General features: G+C 71.1%; 19 protein-coding genes and 1 pseudogene. 12 read left to right on the top strand and 8 right to left on the bottom strand.

The annotated features are described in order from the left end of the window. Positions 1 to 46: 46 nt before the first annotated feature. Genes opcA through tkt form a run of 4 tightly spaced genes read right to left on the bottom strand, consistent with a single transcriptional unit; the run spans position 47 to position 5950 of the window. Positions 47 to 1183: a glucose-6-phosphate dehydrogenase assembly protein OpcA gene (gene opcA / locus ACSHWO_RS25560; protein ID WP_438315278.1), complete on the bottom strand. Its 1137-nt coding sequence runs from the start codon at positions 1181 to 1183 to the stop codon at positions 47 to 49. Continuing rightward, positions 1180 to 2706 carry a glucose-6-phosphate dehydrogenase gene (gene zwf, locus ACSHWO_RS25565; RefSeq protein ID WP_438315281.1) on the bottom strand — a complete coding sequence of 509 codons (1527 nt, stop codon included), beginning with the start codon at positions 2704 to 2706 and terminating at the stop codon, positions 1180 to 1182. The genes opcA and zwf overlap by 4 nt, the downstream gene beginning before the upstream one ends. Positions 2707 to 2711: 5 nt before the next feature. Next, on the bottom strand, positions 2712 to 3830 hold the full coding sequence (gene tal / locus ACSHWO_RS25570; RefSeq protein ID WP_361087816.1) for a transaldolase: 1119 nt from the start codon (positions 3828 to 3830) through the stop codon (positions 2712 to 2714). Positions 3831 to 3865: 35 nt separating this feature from the next. After that, the gene (gene tkt, locus ACSHWO_RS25575) at positions 3866 to 5950 is read right to left on the bottom strand and encodes a transketolase (RefSeq protein WP_438315284.1); all 2085 of its coding nucleotides are present in this window, start codon (positions 5948 to 5950) and stop codon (positions 3866 to 3868) included. 252 nt (positions 5951 to 6202) lie between these two features. On the opposite strand from tkt, the gene ACSHWO_RS25580 reads away from it, so the two are divergent. The 3 genes from ACSHWO_RS25580 to ACSHWO_RS25590 all read left to right on the top strand — a co-directional run bounded on the left by ACSHWO_RS25580 (position 6203) and on the right by ACSHWO_RS25590 (position 8738). After that, positions 6203 to 7150, top strand: a complete 948-nt coding sequence (locus ACSHWO_RS25580) for a heme o synthase (protein WP_361088556.1) — start codon at positions 6203 to 6205, stop codon at positions 7148 to 7150. A gap of 24 nt (positions 7151 to 7174) precedes the next feature. Beyond that, the gene (locus ACSHWO_RS25585; RefSeq protein WP_361087810.1) at positions 7175 to 7513 is read left to right on the top strand and encodes a hypothetical protein; all 339 of its coding nucleotides are present in this window, start codon (positions 7175 to 7177) and stop codon (positions 7511 to 7513) included. A 103-nt stretch (positions 7514 to 7616) separates the two neighbouring features. Continuing rightward, complete coding sequence (locus ACSHWO_RS25590; RefSeq protein ID WP_438315287.1) at positions 7617 to 8738, top strand: amidohydrolase family protein; 1122 nt, start codon at positions 7617 to 7619, stop codon at positions 8736 to 8738. Between the two features lie 106 nt (positions 8739 to 8844). Here the strand turns inward: ACSHWO_RS25590 and ACSHWO_RS25595 are convergent, their stop codons facing one another. The 4 genes from ACSHWO_RS25595 to ACSHWO_RS25610 form a co-directional block, all read right to left on the bottom strand. Continuing rightward, positions 8845 to 9834, bottom strand: a complete 990-nt coding sequence (locus tag ACSHWO_RS25595) for a COX15/CtaA family protein (RefSeq protein WP_438315290.1) — start codon at positions 9832 to 9834, stop codon at positions 8845 to 8847. A 4-nt stretch (positions 9835 to 9838) separates the two neighbouring features. Beyond that, positions 9839 to 10993 carry a hypothetical protein gene (locus tag ACSHWO_RS25600; protein ID WP_438315293.1) on the bottom strand — a complete coding sequence of 385 codons (1155 nt, stop codon included), beginning with the start codon at positions 10991 to 10993 and terminating at the stop codon, positions 9839 to 9841. 85 nt (positions 10994 to 11078) lie between these two features. Next, positions 11079 to 11846: an ABC transporter permease gene (locus tag ACSHWO_RS25605; protein WP_385806675.1), complete on the bottom strand. Its 768-nt coding sequence runs from the start codon at positions 11844 to 11846 to the stop codon at positions 11079 to 11081. Beyond that, the gene (locus ACSHWO_RS25610) at positions 11843 to 12769 is read right to left on the bottom strand and encodes an ABC transporter ATP-binding protein (RefSeq protein WP_385806682.1); all 927 of its coding nucleotides are present in this window, start codon (positions 12767 to 12769) and stop codon (positions 11843 to 11845) included. Before ACSHWO_RS25610 ends, ACSHWO_RS25605 begins: the two co-directional genes overlap by 4 nt. 208 nt (positions 12770 to 12977) lie before the next feature. Between ACSHWO_RS25610 and ACSHWO_RS25615 the strand changes: the two genes are divergently transcribed. From ACSHWO_RS25615 to ACSHWO_RS25655, 9 genes and pseudogenes are all read left to right on the top strand, one after another. Beyond that, complete coding sequence (locus tag ACSHWO_RS25615) at positions 12978 to 13739, top strand: helix-turn-helix transcriptional regulator (RefSeq protein ID WP_361087792.1); 762 nt, start codon at positions 12978 to 12980, stop codon at positions 13737 to 13739. Next, a pseudogene (gene sufB / locus ACSHWO_RS25620) lies at positions 13736 to 15206 on the top strand (Fe-S cluster assembly protein SufB). Before ACSHWO_RS25615 ends, sufB begins: the two are co-directional and overlap by 4 nt. A gap of 78 nt (positions 15207 to 15284) precedes the next feature. Further along, positions 15285 to 16463, top strand: coding sequence for a Fe-S cluster assembly protein SufD (sufD, locus tag ACSHWO_RS25625; protein WP_385806704.1), 1179 nt, complete (start codon positions 15285 to 15287; stop codon positions 16461 to 16463). Continuing rightward, a complete protein-coding gene (locus tag ACSHWO_RS25630; protein WP_361087783.1) occupies positions 16463 to 16783 on the top strand; it encodes a bifunctional 3-phenylpropionate/cinnamic acid dioxygenase ferredoxin subunit in 321 nt (106 codons plus the stop codon). The genes sufD and ACSHWO_RS25630 overlap by 1 nt, the downstream gene beginning before the upstream one ends. Before the next feature lie 7 nt (positions 16784 to 16790). Continuing rightward, positions 16791 to 17555: a Fe-S cluster assembly ATPase SufC gene (gene sufC / locus ACSHWO_RS25635; protein WP_361087780.1), complete on the top strand. Its 765-nt coding sequence runs from the start codon at positions 16791 to 16793 to the stop codon at positions 17553 to 17555. Continuing rightward, positions 17552 to 18808 (top strand): cysteine desulfurase, encoded by a 1257-nt coding sequence (locus ACSHWO_RS25640; RefSeq protein ID WP_438315300.1) that lies wholly within the window; start codon positions 17552 to 17554, stop codon positions 18806 to 18808. The genes sufC and ACSHWO_RS25640 overlap by 4 nt, the downstream gene beginning before the upstream one ends. Positions 18809 to 18821: 13 nt before the next feature. Beyond that, entirely contained in the window at positions 18822 to 19283 is a 462-nt protein-coding gene (gene sufU, locus ACSHWO_RS25645; protein ID WP_361087774.1) for a Fe-S cluster assembly sulfur transfer protein SufU, read from the top strand. Continuing rightward, positions 19280 to 19624, top strand: a complete 345-nt coding sequence (locus tag ACSHWO_RS25650) for a metal-sulfur cluster assembly factor (protein WP_007263433.1) — start codon at positions 19280 to 19282, stop codon at positions 19622 to 19624. Before sufU ends, ACSHWO_RS25650 begins: the two co-directional genes overlap by 4 nt. 177 nt (positions 19625 to 19801) lie before the next feature. Next, positions 19802 to 21166, top strand: a complete 1365-nt coding sequence (locus ACSHWO_RS25655) for a hypothetical protein (RefSeq protein ID WP_438315303.1) — start codon at positions 19802 to 19804, stop codon at positions 21164 to 21166. Positions 21167 to 21259: the final 93 nt, after the last annotated feature.

A 21259-nucleotide genomic window follows, 5' to 3' on the forward strand; every position in this document is an offset into this window, starting at 1 on the left:
CGCACCCCCGTGAACGGGAGGCGGACCGGCCGGCGGCCGTCGTGCTTCACTGCTTGGCCGAGGCCTTCTTGGCCGGCGCGGCCGCCTTGCCGGCGGACTTGCCGCCCTTGGCCGCGGACGCGGAACCGGCCGCGTCGGCCGCCGGGGCTCCGGCTTCGGCGTCGGCGACGGCTTCGGCGACCGCCTCGGCCTCCGCCGCGGCCGAGTCCGAGGCCGAGGCGGAGGGCGCCGCCCCGGTCGGAGCGGCCTGGGTTCGGGCCGACTCCAGCTTCGCCACGCCGAACTTCAGCGCGGACGCGTAGATGTTGTCCGGGTCGAGCCGGCGCAGCTCCTCCGCCAGCAGCTCGGCCGTGTCGCGGCGCTTGAGCGCCACGCTCCGGTCGGGCTGGCCCGGCATGCGCAGCGTCGCCAGCGAACCGTCCGCCCGGTCCAGGACGATCTCGCCGTCCTTGGTCTCCAGGTGCACCGACGTCAGGCCGGGGCCCGCCGACCGGGTGCGCCGGACGGGCACCTTCAGGCGGTCCGCCAGCCACATGGCCAGCAGCTCGCAGCTCGGGTTCTCGTCCTCGCCCTCGACGACCGCCGAGACGATCTGGAAGGCCTGCTGGTCCAGGGCCGCCGCCAGCATGGAGCGCCACGGCGTGATCCGGGTCCAGGACAGGTCCGTGTCCCCGGGGGCGTACGCGGCCGCCCGCCCCGCCAGCACCCCGATGGGGTCCTCGCAGGCGTACGTGTCCGCGATCCGGCGCTGGCCGAGCGCGCCCAGCGGGTTGCCCGCCAGGTCCGACGGGGCACCCTCCGGCCACCAGACGACCACCGGGGCGTCCGGCAGGAGCAGGGGGAGGACCACGGAGTCGGCGTGGTTGACCAGCTCACCGTGGAGGCGGAGCACCACCGTTTCACCCGAACCGGCGTCCGCGCCGACGCGGACTTCCGCGTCGAGACGGGCGTCGCGGCGGCTGCGCGGCGAACGGCTACCCCGCTTGATGACGACGATGATCCGCGAGGGGTGCTCGTGGGACGCGTCGTTCGCCGACTTGAGCGCGTCGTACGCGTTCTCCTCGTCGGTCACGATCACCAGCGTGAGGACCATGCCGACGGCCGGCGTGCCGATGTCCCGGCGTGCCTGCACCAGCGCGGCGTTGATCTTGCTGGAGGTGGTCTCCGTGAGGTCGATCTTCATGGCCGGCGCCAGCTCCGTCCGTCTCGTGCGAGCATCTCGTCCGCCTCGACCGGCCCCCAGGTACCCGCCGTGTACTGGGCGGGCTTGCCGTGCTTGTCCCAGTACTCCTCGATCGGGTCGAGGATGTTCCAGGACAGCTCGACCTCCTGGTGGCGCGGGAAGAGGTTCGCGTCACCCAGCAGGACGTCGAGGATCAGCCGCTCGTACGCCTCGGGACTCGACTCCGTGAAGGACTCGCCGTACGCGAAGTCCATCGTGACGTCCCGGACCTCCATGGAGGTGCCGGGGACCTTGGAACCGAAGCGCACCGTGATGCCCTCGTCCGGCTGGACCCGGATGACCAGGGCGTTCTGCCCCAGCTCCTCGGTCGCGCCCGACTCGAAGGGCAGGTACGGGGCCCGCTTGAAGACCACCGCGATCTCGGTGACCCGGCGGCCCAGGCGCTTGCCCGTCCGCAGGTAGAACGGCACGCCCGCCCAGCGACGGTTGTTGATCTCCAGGCGGATGGCCGCGTAGGTGTCGGTCTTCGAGTTCGGGTCGATGCCGTCCTCTTCGAGGTAGCCGACGACCTTCTCGCCGCCCTGCCACGCGGAGGTGTACTGGCCGCGCACGGTGTGCTTGCCGAGGTCCTCGGGGATCTCGACGGCGCTGAGCACCTTCAGCTTCTCCGCCACCAGCGCCTTGGGGTGGAAGGAGCCGGGCTCCTCCATCGCGGTCAGCGCGAGCAGCTGGAGCAGGTGGTTCTGGATGACGTCGCGGGCCGCGCCGATGCCGTCGTAGTAGCCGGCCCGGCCGCCGATGCCGATGTCCTCGGCCATGGTGATCTGCACGTGGTCGACGTACGACCGGTTCCAGATCGGCTCGAACATCGTGTTGGCGAAGCGGAGCGCCAGGATGTTCTGGACGGTCTCCTTGCCCAGGTAGTGGTCGATGCGGAAGACCTCGTCCCGGGGGAAGACCTCGTGGACGACCTTGTTGAGCTCCTCGGCGCTCTTCAGGTTGTGGCCGAAGGGCTTCTCGATGACGGCGCGCCGCCAGGAGCCCTCCTTCTGCGCCAGCCCGTGGTCCTTGAGCTGCTGGACGACCTTCGGGAAGAACTTCGGCGGCACGGACAGGTAGAAGGCGAAGTTGCCGCCCGTTCCCTGCTGCTTGTCGAGCTCCTCGATCGTCGCCTTCAGGGTCTCGAAGGCCTGGTCGTCGTCGAAGTCGCCCTGGACGAAGCGGCAGCCCTGCACCAGCTGCTGCCACACCTCTTCGCGGAAGGGTGTGCGCGCGTGCTGCTTGACGGCCTCGTACACCTCCTGGGCGAAGTCCTCGTGCTCCCACTCCCGGCGGGCGAAGCCGATCAGCGAGAAGCCCGGCGGCAGCAGGCCGCGGTTGGCCAGGTCGTAGACGGCGGGCATCAGCTTCTTGCGCGACAGGTCACCCGTAACGCCGAAAATGACCAGACCGGACGGCCCCGCGATGCGCGGGAGCCGCCGGTCCTGTGCGTCACGAAGCGGGTTCGCTCCGTATGCAGACAAAGTGCTCAGGCCTCCGTGGGAGCGAGGCGCTCCAGCTCCGCCTCGGTGGACTTCAGCAGGTCGTTCCAGGACGCCTCGAACTTCTCGACGCCCTCGTCCTCAAGCAGCTGCACCACATCGTCGTACGAGATGCCGAGCTTCGCGACCGCATCGAGCTCCGCGCGCGACTGCTCGTAGGTGCCGCGCACCGTGTCGCCCGTGACCTCGCCGTGGTCGGCGGTGGCCTCCAGGGTGGCCTCCGGCATGGTGTTCACCGTGTTCGGGGCGACCAGGTCGACCACGTACAGGGTGTCCTTGTACGCCGGGTCCTTGACGCCGGTCGAGGCCCACAGCGCGCGCTGCTTGTTGGCGCCCAGGCGCTCCAGGGCGGCCCAGCGGTCGGAGGAGAAGACCTCCTCGTAGGCCTCGTAGGCCAGGCGGGCGTTGGCGAGCGCGGCCTTGCCCTTCAGGGCCTTGGCCTCGTCCGTGCCCAGCGCGTCCAGGCGCTTGTCGATCTCGGAGTCCACGCGGGACACGAAGAAGGAGGCGACCGAGTGGATCTCGGACAGGTCCAGGCCCGCGGCCTTCGCCTTCTCCAGACCGGTCAGGTACGCGTCCATGACCTCGCGGTAGCGCTCCAGCGAGAAGATCAGCGTGACGTTGACGCTGATGCCCTTGCCGATGACCTCGGCGATCGCCGGCAGGCCGGCCCTGGTCGCCGGGATCTTGATCAGCGTGTTCGGGCGGTCCACCAGCCAGGCGAGCTGCTTGGCCTCGGCGATCGTCGCCGCGGTGTCGTGGGCCAGGCGCGGGTCGACCTCGATCGACACGCGGCCGTCCTGGCCGTCGGTCCGGTCGAAGACCGGGCGCAGGATGTCGGCGGCGTCGCGGACGTCCGCCGTCGTGATCATGCGGATGGCCTCGTCGACGGTGACCTTGCGGGCGGCCAGGTCCGCGAGCTGCTGCTCGTAGCCGTCGCCGCTGCTGATCGCCTTCTGGAAGATCGACGGGTTGGTGGTGACGCCGACGACGTGCGACTCGTCGACGAGCTCCGCCAGGTTGCCCGACGTGATGCGCTTGCGGGACAGGTCGTCCAGCCAGATCGCCACGCCCTCGTCGGAGAGGCGCTTGAGTGCGTCTGTCATGGGAATTGCATCTCCTACTGGTGTTCGTACCGGCGTCAGCGCGCGGCTTCGATCGATTCCTTGGCGGCCGCGGCAACGGCCTCGGCGGTGAAGCCGAACTCGCGGAACAGCACCTTGGCGTCGGCCGAGGCACCGAAGTGCTCGAGGGAGACGATGCGGCCCGCGTCGCCCACGTAGCGGTGCCAGGTCAGGCCGATGCCCGCCTCGACCGCGACGCGCGCCTTCACGGCCGGCGGCAGGACGCTGTCCTTGTACGCCTGGTCCTGCTCCTCGAACCACTCGACGGACGGCATCGACACGACCCGGGTCGGGATGCCCTCGGCCTGCAGCGCCTCACGGGCGGCGACGGCGAGCTGGACCTCGGAGCCGGTGCCGATGAGCACGACCCGGGCGTCGCCGCCCTCGGCCTCGAACAGCACGTAGCCGCCCTTGGCCGCGTCCTCGTTGCGCTCGTAGGTCGGGACGCCCTGGCGGGTCAGTGCAAGGCCGTGCGGGGTGCCCTTGCCGAAGACCTTGGTGTGGCGCTTGAGGATCTCGCGCCAGGCGATCGCCGTCTCGTTCGCGTCGGCCGGGCGGACGACCGCCAGACCGGGGATGGCACGCAGCGAGGCGAGGTGCTCGACCGGCTGGTGGGTCGGGCCGTCCTCGCCGAGGCCGATGGAGTCGTGCGTCCACACGTACGTCACCGGCAGGTGCATCAGGGCCGACAGCCGCACCGCGTTGCGCATGTAGTCGGAGAACACCAGGAAGGTGCCGCCGTAGATGCGGGTGTGGCCGTGCAGGGCGATGCCGTTCATGGCGGCGGCCATGGAGTGCTCGCGGATGCCGAAGTGGATGGTGCGGCCGTACGGGTCGGCCTCCGGCAGCGGGTTGCCCTTCGGCAGGAACGAGGAGTTCTTGTCGATGGTGGTGTTGTTCGAGCCGGCCAGGTCGGCCGAGCCGCCCCACAGCTCCGGGATGACCGCGCCGAGGGCGGCGAGCACCTTGCCGGAGGCGGCGCGGGTGGCGACACCGGTGCCGGGCTCGAAGACGGGGAGCTTGTCCTCCCAGCCCTCGGGCAGCTCGTTGGCCTGGATGCGGTCGAACTCGGCCGCGCGCTCCGGGTTGGCGGTGCGCCAGGCGGAGAGGTCCTTGTCCCAGGCGGCCCGGGCCTCGCGGCCGCGGTCCAGCGCCTGGCGGGTGTGGCCGATGACGGCGTCGGAGACCTCGAAGGACTGCTCCGGGTCGAAGCCGAGGACGCGCTTGGTGGCCGCCACCTCGTCGTCGCCGAGGGCCGAGCCGTGGGAGGCCTCGGTGCCCTGGGCGTGCGGGGCGGGCCAGGCGATGATCGAGCGCATCGCGATGAAGGAGGGGCGCTCGGTCTCGGCCTTGGCGGCGGCCAGGGCCTCGTACAGGGCCTTGGGGTCGATGTCGCCGTTGGCCTGCTGCTCGATGCGCTGGACGTGCCAGCCGTACGCCTCGTAGCGCCTGACGGTGTCCTCGGAGACGGCCGTCTCCGTGTCGCCCTCGATGGAGATGTGGTTGTCGTCCCACAGCAGCACCAGGTTGCCGAGCTTCTGGTGGCCCGCGAGGGAGGAGGCCTCGGCGGAGATGCCCTCCTGGAGGCAGCCGTCACCGGCGATGCAGTAGACCATGTGGTCGAAGGGGGAGGTGCCCGGGGCGGCCTCCGGGTCGAACAGGCCGCGCTCGTAGCGGGCGGCCATCGCCATGCCCACCGCGTTCGCGACACCCTGGCCGAGCGGGCCGGTGGTGGTCTCGACGCCCTTGGTGTGGCCGTACTCCGGGTGGCCCGGGGTCTTCGAGCCCCAGGTGCGGAAGGCCTTGAGGTCGTCCAGCTCCAGGCCGAAGCCGGCCAGGTACAGCTGGGTGTAGAGGGTCAGCGACGAGTGACCGGCGGAGAGCACGAAGCGGTCACGCCCGACCCAGTCCGGGTCCGCCGGGTCGTGCCGCATCACCTTCTGGAAAAGGGTGTAGGCGGCCGGGGCGAGGCTCATCGCCGTGCCCGGGTGGCCGTTCCCGACCTTCTGGACCGCATCGGCGGCCAGGATGCGGGCGGTGTCGACGGCCCGCTGGTCCAGATCGGTCCATTCGAGCTCTGTGGTCGTCGGCTTGGTGGTCACCGTGGGTCAGGGCTCCTCTCCAGATGTCGGTTCCCGGTCACGTACCGTGCACCGGCGATTCCGAGCCTACCCCCGCCGCGGCGTGCAGCTATTCGAGTGCGCGCAGTCCGTCAGAACGTTGCCGACCGCGATCGGACCAACACGAGGCGACCCCCGCGCAGGGCGCGCTGAGCGCAACGTCTAAAGTGGCGTGGTACGCGCAAGTCTTTACCGGTCCAACATGTCCGGAACTTGCTGGATTCTCTGTCAGGGGTGTGCGTGACGGCCGTCGAATCCCGTCCTTCGGGGGTGCTCGGGACGAGCCCCGGCCACCGGCCGTTCGGGGCCCGTGCGAAGGCTTTTGTGGCTTTGACCAAGCCGCGGATCATCGAACTTCTGCTGATCACCACAGTGCCGGTGATGTTCCTCGCGGAGCAGGGCGTGCCGTCGCTGTGGCTGGTCCTCGCGACCTGCTTCGGCGGCTACCTGTCCGCCGGCGGCGCGAACGCGCTGAACATGTACATCGACCGCGACATCGACGCGCTGATGGACCGCACAGCGCAGCGTCCCCTGGTCACCGGCATGGTCAGCCCCCGCGAGTGCCTGGTCTTCGGCATCACCCTGGGCGTGGTGTCGACGCTGTGGTTCGGGCTGCTCGTCAACTGGCTGTCCGCCGCCCTCGCCCTCGGCGCACTCCTCTTCTACGTCGTCGTCTACACGATGCTGTTGAAGCGGCGCACCACCCAGAACATCGTCTGGGGCGGCATCGCGGGCTGCATGCCGGTGCTCATCGGCTGGTCCTCGGTGCGCAACGAGGTCTCCTTGGCCGCCGTCATCCTCTTCCTCGTCATCTTCTTCTGGACGCCCCCGCACTACTGGCCGCTGTCCATGAAGGTGAAGGACGACTACGCGCGCGTCGGCGTGCCGATGCTGCCGGTCGTCGCCGGCAACAAGGCCGTCGCCCGGCAGATCGTCCTCTACAGCTGGGTGATGGTCGGCGTCTCGCTGCTGCTGACCCCGCTGGGCTACACCGGCTGGTTCTACACCGCGGTCGCCCTGGCGGCGGGCGGCTGGTGGCTCTGGGAGGCGCACGCGCTGCACGCGCGGGCGAAGGCGGGCGTGACCGGCGCGAAGCTCAAGGAGATGCGCCTGTTCCACTGGTCCATCACCTACGTGTCGCTGCTGTTCGTGGCCGTGGCCGTGGATCCCTTCCTCCGCTGATTACTCGCCGGTAGCATGCTGTCCATGGCTGACACCACCGCAGAGACCAAGAAGCAGGACCGGGCCGCCGCGAAGCTGGCCAAGCAGATCGGCGCCTTCGCGCGGCAGCACGGCGGCGCCGAGGGCCAGCTGGCGCACATCGGCCAGGCCGGCACCCGGATCGTGCTCGTCGGCACGGACGGCGGCTGGGGCGACCTGGTCGCCCCGAGCTACGCGGTGGCCGAGAAGGCCGCCGAGAAGGCCGGGCTCACCCTCCACGAGGAGTTCGACGGCGACTTCGCCGCCCGCGTGAGGACCGGCCCGTACGAGTGGACCCGGATGGCCGGCATCCAGCTCGGCGGGACGGCCAACCCGGCCGCCTGAGCCCGTACGGGGCCCGCTCGGTCAACAGCGCGAGCAACACCTCACACCCCGCTCACCCGTTAGGACGTGTGGAAGCCCCCCACGTCCGCAACGGGATGCCCGGATGATCGAAACGCCGCCCCTGGTGGACCAGTACTGCCACGGACTGCTCCGCACCGAGCTGGGCCTGGGCACCTTCGAGGCCCAGCTGTCCGCCCCGGCCGGGCCGCCCGCCCCCGGGACCACCTTCTTCGACACCCAGACCGGCTTCGCCGTGCGCCGCTGGTGCCCGCCGCTGCTCGGTCTGGAAGCCCACTGCGCCCCCGCCCGGTACCTGGCCCGGCGGCGCGAACTCGGCGCGGCCGAGACGGGGCGCAGACTCCTGCGCGGCTCCGGCGTCGCCGCCCGCCTGGTCGACACCGGCGAGCCGGGCGACCTCACCGGGCCCAAGGAACTCGCCCTCGCGGGTGACGCCGATGCCCTTGAACTCGTCCGGCTGGAGCCGCTGGCCGAGCAGGTCGCCGACACCTCGGGGACCGTCGCAGCCTTCCTCGCCAACCTCGCCGAGGCCGTCCACCACGCCGCAGCCGGGGCCGTCGCCTTCACCTGCGGCCCCGACGCGGGCTACCCCGCCGCCCTCGCCCACTGCCCCGATCCGCCAGGACCGGGGGAGGTGCGCGGGGCCGCCGGGCGGTGGCTGGCCCAGCGCACCGCGGGCGGGGCCGTACGCGATCCCGTGCTGCTGCGACACCTGCTGTGGAGTGCGGTGGCGACCGGGCTGCCGCTCCAGCTGCACACGGGCGGCGGGGAGCCGGGGCGGCGGGCGGAGCAGGCCGATCCGGCGCTGCTGGCCGACTTCGTCCGGGCCACCGAGGGGCCGGGGAGCCGACTGGTGCTGCTCGGCGGCTACCCGTACCACCGGCGCACCGCCCGACTGGCGGCCGCGTTCCCGCACGTCCACGCCGACCTGGGGGCGGCCCTCGCGCAGAGCGGCGCCCGGGCTCCGGCGGTCCTCGCCGAGCTGTTGGAGATCGTCCCGTTCGGCAAGCTGCTGTTCTCCAGCGGCGGGCGGCGGCTGCCCGAACTGCACGCGGTGGGTGCACTGGCGTTCCGGGAGGCGCTGGGCCGGGTGCTCGGCGGCTGGGTGGGGGAGGGGGCCTGGTCCCGGCGGGACGCCGAGCGGGTGGCCGCGATGGTCGCGGCCGGCAACGCCCGGCGGGTCTACCGGCTCGACGAACGCCCCTGACACGGCCGGCGCCGCGGGAGCCGCAGGAGCCGCGGGCACGACGGGGCCGGGCCGCCACGGAGGACGGCCCGGCTCGGGTGCGCGGTCGGCTGTCGGACCCGGCGGATCAGAGAGCGGCGAGCTGCGGGTCGCTCTGCGCCGGGATCTCCGGCTGCTCCACCGGGCGCTCCCGCAGGCTCAGCGCGACGCGGAGCACCGCGATCCACACCAGGCAGGAGCCCAGCATGTGGGCGCCGACCAGGACCGCGGGCAGGTCCGTGAAGAACTGCACGTAGCCGATGGCGCCCTGCGCGAGGAGGACGAGGATCAGGTCCCGGGCGCGGGCCCGGGTGTCGTCCGGGGCGTCCACCACCCGGAGCACCAGCCACATGGCGACGGCGAGCGCGCACACCGCCCAGGCGGCCACGGCGTGCACGTGGGCCGTGGTCTCCCAGTCGAACGGCATCCGCGGCACCTCGCTGCTGTCCCCGGCGTGCGGCCCCGAGCCGGTCACCACCGTGCCCGCGGCGATCAGCACGACCGCGGCCGCGAGCAGGGCCCACGACAGCTTGCGCACCGGACCCGGCACCCGCGGCCTGGCGGCGCCGTCACCCTCACGGGCGCGCTGCCAGGTGAGCGTGGTGACGGTGATCAGCGCGGTGGCGAGCAGGAAGTGCCCGGCCACGCTCCACGGGTTGAGCTTGGTGTGGACGGTGATCCCGCCGAGCACGGCGTTGGCGCCGACGATCCAGAACTGCGCCCAGCCGAGCCTGGTCAGCGACCGGCGCCACGGCTTGGCGCACCGGGCGGCCAGGATGCACCAGCCGACGGCCGCGCTCACCACGTAGGTGAGCATGCGGTTGCCGAACTCGATGGCGCCGTGGATGCCCTGGGCCTGGGTGGTGATCAGGCTGTCGTCGGTGCACTTGGGCCAGGTGTCGCAGCCCAGACCGGACCCGGTCAGCCGTACGGCGCCACCGGTGACGACGATGACGACGGTCATGGTGAGTGCGGCGAGTGCGGCACGCTGGACGATCCGGGGTGAGGGCGTCCAGCGGGCGGCGAGGTAGGCGAGGGGGTTAAACACGCCCCCTATCGTAGGCGGCCCCTTGTGCAAACTTTCACGAGGGGGTCGCCTCGGGGTCGCCCCCGCGCGGTCCGGGGCCGACGAGCAGCCGGAACCGGGCCCCGGAGGGATCGCCCTCCTCGTGCCACCAGACGAGGACGCGCCAGTAGGTGCTGTCGCCGGGGTGGTCCGGGGACGCCCGGAAGCTCCTCACGAGTTCGGTCCCGATGTCCTCGGCCGTGCGGTTGCGCACTTCGGCGCTGCCGCGCCAGGGGTCCCCCTGCCCCTGGGCCTCCCACAGCCCGTCGGGGCCGCGCACCTCGAAGCGCCACACCGCCAGCCACGGGGTGACGTCCAGCATCGTCCGCACCTGCTCGGCCTCCAGCCCCAGCCGGTCCGCGATCACGGCCTCGGCCGCCCCGCCGATCCGGGCCGCCACCACCGCCTGCGGCAGCAGCCGCTCGGGCAGCAGCCCCCGCGCACGCAGGTTCACCAGCGCGTCGAGGGACAGGAAGCGCAGCCGCAGCCCGAGCTGCCGGCCTATGTGGTCGAGGGCCTCCTCCGCCTCCCGGGCCTCCTCCGGGCCCGGGCCGGCGAGCAGCATCCGGCGGAAGCCCTCCTCGGCGTCCACCGCCCACGCCACCGCCTCCTCGGCGAGGCCCAGCTCCGCCAGCCGGTCCGCGAGGAACACCTCGGCCTGGGCCAGACCCCGCCGGTTGACCGGGTCCTCCCGGTCCAGGCCGCCCCAGACCTCCACCGCGGCCCGGGTCAGGTCCCGGGCCCGCTCGCCCGCCGCCCGCTCGATGGCGCTCGGGCCGTGCTCCGCCGCCGCGCCCAGCGGGTAGCGGGGCAGCCGGTCGGCGTCGCTGAGCGGCCAGGCCAGCCACACCCCCTGGTTGATCAGTCCCCGCGCGTACCAGCGGGCGTACTCCGGCGCGTGCCCGGCAGCCTGCTGCGCGTACCGCAGGCCCTCCTCGATCGCCGCCAGCGCCCCGGCCCGGTCCCCGCCGGAGAACCGGCGGGCCGCCAGGTCGCCCAGCCGCAGCCCGAGGCGCGCCGCGCACTCGGGGTCGTCCGCGGCCGGCTCCCGCAGCGCGGAGATCAGCTCCCCGAGCAGCGTCTCCGCCGCGGCGTACTCGGCCGGCTCCGCCCCCGACCGGATCCGTGTCCACTGCTCGTCCAGCCGCAATGCGGCTTCCCGTTCCCCCATCTGTCCGCCCCCCGGCGTCCTGGTGGGCGCCGCCCCTGTGCGGCGGCGCCGGTGGTCAGCAGGACCAACGTCCGGGGGCCGGGATTCACTCCCAGCGGAAGAGCTTCCCGGCGGCGCCGAGGCCGAGGACGGCCCACCCGGCCAGCACGGCGACGTCGTCCCACGGCAGCGCGGCCCCGTGCCGGAGCACCTCGCGCAGCCCGTCGGACAGGGCCGAGATCGGCAGCAGGCCGAGCACCGCCTGGACCGCGCCGGGGAACCTGTCCAGCGGCACGATCACCCCGCCGCCCACCAGGAGCAGCAGGAACACCAGGTTCGCGGCGGCCAGCGTCACCTCGGCCTTGAGCGTGCCCGCCATCAGCAGCCCCAGCCCGGAGAACGCGGCCGTGCCCAGCAGGAGCAGCAGCGCCACCGACAGCGGGTTCCCCTGCGGGGACCAGCCCAGGCCCAGCGCGATCACGGTCAGCAGTACGACCTGGAGCACCTCCGTGACCAGCACGGACAGCGTCTTGGCGGCCATCAGCGCCCAGCGCGGCAGCGGCGAGGCGCCGAGCCGCTTGAGCACGCCGTAGCGCCGGTCGAAGCCGGTGGCGATGGCCTGCCCGGTGAAGGCGGTGGACATCACGGCCAGCGCGAGCACGCCCGGGGCCAGGAAGTCCACGGACTTCCCGTCCCCGGTGTCGACGATGTCGACCACGGAGAACAGGGTCAGCAACAGGGCCGGGATGATCACCGTCAGCAGCAGCTGCTCCCCGTTGCGCAGCAGCATCCGGGTCTCCAGCGCCGTCTGGGCGAGGATCATGCGGGACACGGGCGCGGCCCCCGGGCGGGGGGCGAACGTACCGGCGCTCATGCGCGCAGCTCCTTACCGGTGAGCTCCAGAAAGACGTCTTCGAGGGTGTGCCGCTCCACCGAGAGGCTGTCCGGCATGACCCCGTTCTGGGCGCACCAGGAGGTGACGGTGGCCAGCATCTGCGGGTCGACGTCGCCGGTGACCCGGTAGACGCCCGGGGTGAGCTCGGCGGCCTGGGTGCCGTCGGGCAGCGCCTTGAGCAGGGAGGCGAGGTCGAGGGAGGGGCGGCCGGTGAAGCGCAGGGTGTTCTCGGCGCCGCCGCGGCACAGCTGCTCGGGGCTGCCGTGGGCGATCACCCGGCCGGCGTCGATGACGGCCACCTCGTCGGCGAGCTGCTCGGCCTCGTCCATGTGGTGGGTGGTGAGCACGACGCCGACCCCGTCGGTGCGCAGCTCCCGTACGAGCTCCCAGGTCGCGCGGCGGGCCTGCGGGTCCAGGCCCGCGGTCGGCTCGTCCAGGAAGACCAGTTCCGGGCGCCCCACCACGGCCATGGCCAGCGACAGGCGCTGCTGCTGGCCCCCGGAGAGCCGGCGGTAGGGGGTGCGGCCGCAGCCGCCGAGCCCGAGCCGCTCGACCAGGCCGTCCACGTCGAGGGGGTCGGCGTGGAGCCGGGCCATGTGGCGCAGCATCTCGACGGCGCGGGCCCCGGAGTAGACGCCGCCGGACTGGAGCATGACGCCGATCCGTGGGCGCAGGGCCGCGGCCTGGGCGAACGGATCGAGGCCGAGGACGCGCACGGTCCCGGCGTCGGGGCGCAGGTACCCCTCGCAGGTTTCGACGGTGGTCGTCTTGCCCGCGCCGTTGGGGCCGAGGACCGCGGTGACCGAGCCCCTGCGGACGGTGAGGTCGAGGCCGTCGACCGCCGTTCTGGGGCCGTACCGCTTCACCAGTCCGCGGATCTCCACGGCGGGGTCGTTGCTCATGCGGGTGAGTCTACGGAGCGGTAGGGCCGCTCAGGGGCGCCGGGGCAAGGTTCCCCCGACCCGGGCATCACCGCTGGCCAGGCGCCTGGGCACCGGCCCGTTCCTCACTCTCCGTAGATAGGTTAGGTAACCCTTAGTGATGGAGGACACCAGGCGTGGCGTCCGTCACGGCTTGTCGGTCCTCAGGTAATTACGCAACAATGGCGTTGTGAAATACGGCGAACGGCTGATCGAGACCCCCCAGGGGGAACTCGCTACCGGGGAGCGGTCCACCCGCAACCGGGTCGCGCGGTCCATCCTGGACCACGGTCCGTCCACCGTCGCCGACCTCGCCGCGCGTCTCGGCCTCACCCAGGCCGCCGTCCGCCGCCACCTCGACACGCTCGTCACCGACGACGTGGTCGAAGCCCGTGAGCAGCGGGTGTACGGCACGCGCACCCGGGGCCGGCCGGCCAAGGTCTTCGCGCTCACCGACTGCGGCCGCGACGCCTTCGACCAGTCCTACGACTCTCTCGCCGCGGACGCCATGCGCTGGATCGCGCAGTCGGCCGGCGGGGGCGAGAAGGGCGAGGCGGCCGTGGCCGCCTTCGCCAGGGCGCGCATGGAGGCCCAGGCCGAGGCGTACCGCACGTCGGTCGACGCAGCGGCCCCCGCGGACCGCACCGAGGCCCTTGCCAAGGCGTTGACCGCGGACGGGTACGCTGCTACGGCGAAGAGCGCTCCCGGTCCGCACAGCGGTGAACAGCTCTGCCAGCACCACTGCCCGGTGGCCCACGTAGCCGAGCAGTTCCCGCAGCTCTGCGAGGCGGAGACCGAGGTCTTCTCCCGTCTGCTCGGGACCCATGTGCAGCGCCTCGCCACCATCGCCCACGGCGACGGGGTGTGCACCACCTTCATCCCGCGTGGCGCGGGCACAGCACAGTCCAACACATCAGCATCTGCAAGCACGGCCGGGAGGAACCCCGCATGACCACGGAGACTGCTCACCCTGAGCTCGAGGGTCTGGGCAACTACGAGTACGGCTGGGCCGACTCCGACGAGGCGGGCGCGGCGGCCAAGCGAGGCCTGTCGGAAGAGGTCGTCCGGGACATCTCGGCGAAGAAGAACGAGCCCGAGTGGATGCTGAAGCTCCGCCTCAAGGGCCTGAAGCTCTTCGACAAGAAGCCCATGCCGACCTGGGGTTCCGACCTGTCCGGCATCGACTTCGACAACATCAAGTACTTCGTGCGCTCCACCGAGAAGCAGGCCGCTTCCTGGGAGGAACTGCCCGAGGACATCAAGAACACGTACGACAAGCTCGGCATCCCGGAGGCGGAGAAGCAGCGCCTCGTCGCCGGTGTCGCGGCCCAGTACGAGTCCGAGGTCGTCTACCACCAGATCCGCGAGGACCTGGAGGAGCAGGGCGTCATCTTCGTCGACACCGACACCGCGCTGAAGGAGCACGAGGAGCTCTTCAAGGAGTACTTCGGCACCGTCATCCCGGTCGGCGACAACAAGTTCGCCTCGCTGAACACCGCCGTGTGGTCGGGCGGCTCCTTCATCTACGTGCCGAAGGGCGTGCACGTGGAGATCCCGCTCCAGGCCTACTTCCGCATCAACACGGAGAACATGGGCCAGTTCGAGCGGACGCTGATCATCGTCGACGAGGACGCCTACGTCCACTACGTCGAGGGCTGCACCGCCCCGATCTACTCCTCGGACTCGCTGCACTCCGCCGTGGTCGAGATCATCGTGAAGAAGGGCGGTCGCTGCCGCTACACGACGATCCAGAACTGGTCGAACAACGTCTACAACCTGGTCACCAAGCGCGCCGTGGCCTACGAGGGCGCGACCATGGAGTGGATCGACGGCAACATCGGCTCCAAGGTCACCATGAAGTACCCGGCCGTCTACCTGATGGGCGAGCACGCCAAGGGCGAGACCCTGTCCATCGCCTTCGCGGGCGAGGGCCAGCACCAGGACGCCGGCTCCAAGATGGTCCACATGGCGCCGAACACCTCCTCGAACATCGTCTCCAAGTCGGTGGCGCGCGGCGGTGGGCGGCCCGAACACCTCCTCGAACATCGTCTCCAAGTCGGTGGCGCGCGGCGGTGGCCGCACCTCCTACCGCGGCCTGGTCGAGATCGGCGAGGGCGCGGCCGGATCGAAGAGCAACGTCCTGTGCGACGCCCTGCTCGTCGACACCATCTCCCGCTCCGACACCTACCCGTACGTCGACGTCCGCGAGGACGACGTGACGATGGGCCACGAGGCGACGGTCTCCAAGGTCTCCGAGGACCAGCTCTTCTACCTGATGGCCCGCGGCCTGAGCGAGTTCGAGGCCATGGCGATGATCGTGCGCGGCTTCGTCGAGCCGATCGCCAAGGAGCTGCCGATGGAGTACGCGCTGGAGCTCAACCGGCTGATCGAGCTGCAGATGGAGGGCTCGGTCGGCTAGTCCCGGCCCGCCGCAGTCCCGCAGCACATTCTTTGACGTAGGCAGTGTTCTTTAAAGAGAGTGAGCAGAACGACAGCCATGGCTGATGCTCAGAACCTTCCGGTGGGCTCCACCACCGCCGGCTCCATCGCGGTGGCCGCCGAGTCCACCGTCGCCACCCGGATGAGCGCGCCGCCGTCCTTCGACGTGGCGGACTTCCCCATCCCGCACGGCCGCGAGGAGGAGTGGCGCTTCACCCCGCTGGGGCGGCTGCGCGGACTCCACGACGGCACCGCCGTGGCCAACGGCAGCATGAAGGCCCAGATCGACGCGCCCGAGGGCGTCACCGTCGAGTCGGTCGAGCGCGACGACGAGCGCATCGGCAAGGCCGGCACCCCGGTGGACCGGGTCGCCGCCCAGGCCTTCACCTCGTTCGCCAAGGCCACGGTCGTCACCGTGCCCAAGGAGACCGTGCTCGCCGAGCCGATCCGCGTCGCCCTGCACGGCGAGGGCGGCACGACCTTCGGCCACACCGTCTTCGACATCAAGCCGTTCGCCGAGGCGATCATCGTCATCGACCACACCGGTGACGGCGTGCGCGCCGCCAACGTCGACGTCCTCGTCGGCGACGGCGCCAAGGTGACCTTCGTGTCCGTGCAGGACTGGGACGACACCGCCGTCCACACCTCCCAGCACAACGCGCTGCTCGGCCGCGACGCCAGCTTCAAGTCGGTCGTCGTCACCTTCGGCGGTGACGTCGTCCGCATCCACCCGCGCGTGCGCTACGCCGGCCCCGGCGGCGAGGCCGAAATGCTCGGCCTGTACTTCACCGACGCCGGCCAGCACCAGGAGCACCGCCTCCTGGTCACCCACGACGCCCCGCACTGCAAGTCCCACGTGGTCTACAAGGGTGCGCTCCAGGGCCAGGACGCCCACGCCGTCTGGATCGGCGACGTCCTGATCGAGAAGAGCGCCGAGGGCACCGACACCTACGAGATGAACCGCAACCTCGTCCTCACGGACGGCGCGCGCGTCGACTCGGTGCCGAACCTGGAGATCGAGACCGGCGAGATCGTCGGCGCCGGCCACGCCTCCGCGACCGGCCGCTTCGACGACGAGCAGCTGTTCTACCTGCAGGCCCGCGGCATCCCCGCCGACGAGGCCCGCCGCCTGGTCGTGCGCGGCTTCTTCGCCGAGCTCGTCCAGCAGATCGGTGTCGACGACATCGAGGAGCGCCTCATCGCCAAGATCGAGGCCGAGCTCGAGGCGTCCGTCTGATGACGACCTACATCAAGGCCTGTGCGCTGAGCGAGCTGGAGGAGAACACCCCCAAGCGGGTGGAGCTCGACGGCACGCCGGTGTCCATCGTGTCCACCGAGGGATCGGTGTACGCGATCAACGACATCTGCTCGCACGCGAACGTCTCGCTCTCGGAGGGCGAGGTCGAGGACTGCATGATCGAGTGCTGGCTGCACGGATCGGCCTTCGACCTGCGCACCGGCAAGCCGTCCGGCCTGCCCGCGACGCGCCCCGTTCCCGTATACCCCGTAAAGATCGAAGGGGACGACGTGCTCGTCTCTCTCACCCAGGAGTCCTGAGGCACCCATGGCAACGCTTGAAATCCACGACCTGCACGTCTCCGTCGAAGCGGAGAACGGCGCCCGCGAGATCCTCAAGGGTGTCGACCTCACCGTCAAGCAGGGTGAGACGCACGCGATCATGGGCCCGAACGGCTCCGGCAAGTCCACCCTGGCGTACTCGCTCGCCGGCCACCCGAAGTACACCATCACGGGTGGCTCGGTGACCCTCGACGGCGAGGACGTCCTGGAGATGTCCGTCGACGAGCGCGCCCGCGCCGGCGTCTTCCTCGCCATGCAGTACCCGGTCGAGGTCCCCGGCGTCTCGGTCTCCAACTTCCTGCGCACCTCCGCCACCGCCGTCCGCGGCGAGGCCCCCAAGCTGCGTACCTGGGTGAAGGAGGTCAAGGAGGCCATGGAGCGGCTCCAGATGGACCCCGCCTTCGCCGAGCGCAACGTCAACGAGGGCTTCTCCGGCGGTGAGAAGAAGCGCCACGAGATCCTCCAGCTGGAGCTCCTCAAGCCGAAGATCGCGATCCTCGACGAGACCGACTCCGGCCTCGACGTCGACGCCCTGCGCATCGTCTCCGAGGGCGTCAACCGCGTCCGCGAGACCGGCGAGGTCGGCACCCTGCTGATCACCCACTACACGCGCATCCTGCGCTACATCAAGCCCGACTTCGTGCACGTCTTCGCGAACGGCCGCATCGCCGAGTCCGGCGGCGCAGAGCTGGCCGACCAGCTGGAGTCGGAGGGCTACGACAAGTACGTGAAGGGTGGCGCGACCGCGTGACACAGCTGCCTGGCCTCCTCGACATCGAGGCGATCCGCAAGGACTTCCCCCTGCTGGATCGTGTGGTCCATGACGGGAAGAAGATCGTTTACCTGGACTCCGCGGCGACCTCGCAGAAGCCGCGCCAGGTGCTCGACGCGCTGAACGAGTACTACGAGCGGCACAACGCCAACGTCCACCGCGGCGTGTACTTGGTCGCCGAGGAGGCCACGGCACTGTACGAGGGCGCCCGCGACAAGGTGGCCGCCTTCATCAACGCGCCGAGCCGCGACGAGGTGATCTTCACCAAGAACGCCTCGGAGTCGCTCAACCTCGTCGCGAACATGCTCGGCTGGGCCGAAGAGCCCTACCGGGTCGACCGCGAGACCGAGATCGCCATCACCGAGATGGAGCACCACTCCAACATCGTCCCGTGGCAGCTGCTGTCGCAGCGCACCGGCGCGAAGCTGAAGTGGTTCGGCCTCACCGACGACGGCCGGCTCGACCTGTCGAACATCGAAGAGGTCATCACGGAGAAGACGAAGATCGTCTCCTTCACGCTGGTCTCCAACCTGCTCGGCACCGTCAACCCGGTCGAGACGATCGTCCGGCGCGCGCAGGAGGTCGGCGCGCTGGTGCTGATCGACGCCTCGCAGGCCGCTCCGCACATGCCCCTGGACGTCCAGGCCCTCGGCGCCGACTTCGTGGCCTTCACCGGCCACAAGATGTGCGGCCCGACCGGCATCGGCGTCCTGTGGGGCCGCCAGGAGCTCCTGGAGGACCTGCCCCCGTTCCTCGGCGGCGGCGAGATGATCGAGACCGTCTCGATGCACTCGTCGACGTACGCCCCGGCGCCCCACAAGTTCGAGGCGGGTACCCCCCCGATCGCCCAGGCCGTCGGCCTCGGCGCGGCCGTGGACTACCTGTCCGCGATCGGCATGGACAAGATCGCCGCCCATGAGCACGCGATCACCGAGTACGCGGTGAAGCGCCTGCAGGAGGTCCCCGACCTGCGGATCATCGGCCCCACCACGGCCGAGGACCGCGGGGCCGCGATCTCCTTCGTGCTCGGCGACATCCACCCGCACGACGTCGGCCAGGTCCTGGACGAGCAGGGCATCGCCGTCCGGGTGGGACACCACTGCGCCCGCCCGGTCTGCCTGCGGTACGGAATTCCTGCGACCACGCGAGCGTCTTTCTACCTGTACTCCTCTCCGGCCGAGGTCGACGCGCTGGTCGACGGGCTGGAGCACGTACGGAACTTCTTCGCGTAGGAGCGCTGCACTGGTGAAGCTGGATTCGATGTACCAGGAACTGATCCTGGACCACTACAAGCACCCGCACGGGCGTGGCCTGCGCGAGGGCGACGCCGAGGTGCACCACGTCAATCCGACGTGTGGCGACGAGATCACGCTGCGTGTGAAGTACGACGGCGAGACGCTCACCGACGTCTCGTACGAGGGCCAGGGCTGCTCGATCAGCCAGGCCAGCGCGTCCGTGCTGAACGAGCTGCTCGTCGGCAAGCAGCTGTCCGAGGCGCAGCGGATCCAGGCCACCTTCCTGGAGCTGATGCAGTCCAAGGGCAAGATCGAGCCGGACGAGGAGATGGAGGAGGTGCTGGAGGACGCGGTCGCGTTCGCCGGCGTCTCCAAGTACCCCGCGCGCGTCAAGTGTGCTCTGCTGAGCTGGATGGCGTGGAAGGACGCGACCGCCCAGGTGCTGGGCGGCGCGGAGAGGAAGACGGCATGACCGAGAACGCGACGCCCGAGGCGTCGATCAAGCCGGCCACGGAGGAGGAGGTCCGCGAGGCCCTCTACGACGTGGTCGACCCCGAGCTGGGCATCGACGTCGTCAACCTGGGCCTGATCTACGGCATCCACATCGACGACGCGAACATCGCCACCCTCGACATGACGCTGACCTCGGCGGCCTGCCCGCTGACGGACGTCATCGAGGACCAGGCGAAGTCCGCGACGGAGGGCATCGTCAACGAACTGCGCATCAACTGGGTCTGGATGCCGCCGTGGGGCCCGGACAAGATCACGGACGACGGTCGTGAGCAGCTGCGCGCGCTCGGCTTCAACGTCTGACACCTTCCGCACACCGCGGAGCGGGACCCCGAGGGCCCCCGGCACGAACGTGCCGGGGGCCCTCGCTGTTCGTGCGGCGGACGCGCGGCGTGCACCGGGAGTTGGCCACCATGGCCGAACCTTATCGACGGCCGTCGGGGGACGGCCCTCGTCCGGATCCGAACGCGGGGGTCACCGATGAAGAAGCAGTGGTCCATCACCGGAATCGCGGCGCTGCTGCTCGCCGCGGCGAGCATGCCGGCGCAGGCGGTCGCCTACGGCACCCCGACCATCGCGCTGTCCGCCTCCTACCTGTCGGGCGCCGTCGGAGCCGTCGGCGACCCGGTCGTGGACGTGACGGTCGGTCAGAGCGGTGCCGACGCCTCCGCGCTGACGGTCAGCGCCACCGCGTCGAGCAAGGCCTCGGTCGCCGGGACCGGGGACGTCACCGTCACCGGAACCGGGGCGGTGCGCCAGCTCGCCGTCGCCGCGCGGGGCCGCGGCTACACCGACCTCACCGTCGAGGTGGTCGGCCTGGGCGGAAAGAGCGCCACCAGGACCCTCTCCTACGCGGCCTCGGCCGCGGTCCAGAACCCTGCCGACGCGCGGTACTTCACCGGCTCCGCGGACGCCTCGGCCGCCGTCGAGGTCGGCGGCGGGTACGCGGTCGTCGCCGACGACGAGTCCAACGTGCTGCGGCTGTACGACCGCTCCCGCTCCGGCGCGCCCGTGCGCACCTGGGACTTCGGCTCGCAGCTCGGTGTCACCAAGGAGGTCGACATCGAGGGCGGGACGCTGGTCGGCGACACCATCTACTGGACCGGCTCGCTCGGCAACAACAAGGACGGCGAGTACAAGGCCCCGCGCAACACCGTCTTCACCACCGAGCTGACCGGTTCCGGCTCGTCGGCGCAGCTCACGTACGGGCGCTCCTACAAGAAGCTCCGCGACGACCTGGTCTCCTGGGACACCGCGAACGGCAACCGCTACGGTTTCGCCGCCGGCACCGCCGCGGGCCAGGCGCCCAAGCAGATCGACGGCTTCAACGTGGAGGGCCTGGAGTTCGCCCCCGGCTCCACCACCACCGCATACCTCGGCTTCCGGGCCCCGCTGGCCCCGGCCGTCCCCGGCGGGAAGGCGCTGCTCGTCCCCGTCACCAACTTCGACGAGGTGCTCTCCAGCGGGGCCGAGGCGGTCTTCGGGGCGGGCGTCGAGCTGGACCTCGGCGGGCTGTCCGTACGGGACGTGAAGAAGAACGCGGCCGGGCAGTACCTGATCCTGGCCGGCTCCTGGGCCGCGGACGACAACTCCGACCCGTACGCCCTCTACCAGTGGGACGGCGTCCCCGGCCACGCCCCGGTCAAGCGCGCCGACCTGCCGACGACCGACCCGGGCGGCTGGGAGGCCGTCGTCGCGGTGCCCGACCTGTCGGTGCCGGGCGCGCGGGTGCAGCTGGTCACCGACTCGGGCTCGGCAGACCTGTACGGCGACGGGATCGAGGCCAAGGACCTGGCGCACCCGGAGTGGAAGAAGGCCCGCACGGCCTGGTTCACGCTGGGCTGACGCCCCACGCCCCATGCCCCATGCCCCATGCTTCTCGGCTCCTCCCGGCGCCGGGGGGGGTGTCTCTATGTCCTTCGTCAAGGGTGCGGTGCC

Source organism: Streptomyces pallidus (ex Mingjun et al. 2026), assembly GCF_051550185.1.
Taxonomy (GTDB): Bacteria; Actinomycetota; Actinomycetes; order Streptomycetales; family Streptomycetaceae; genus Streptomyces.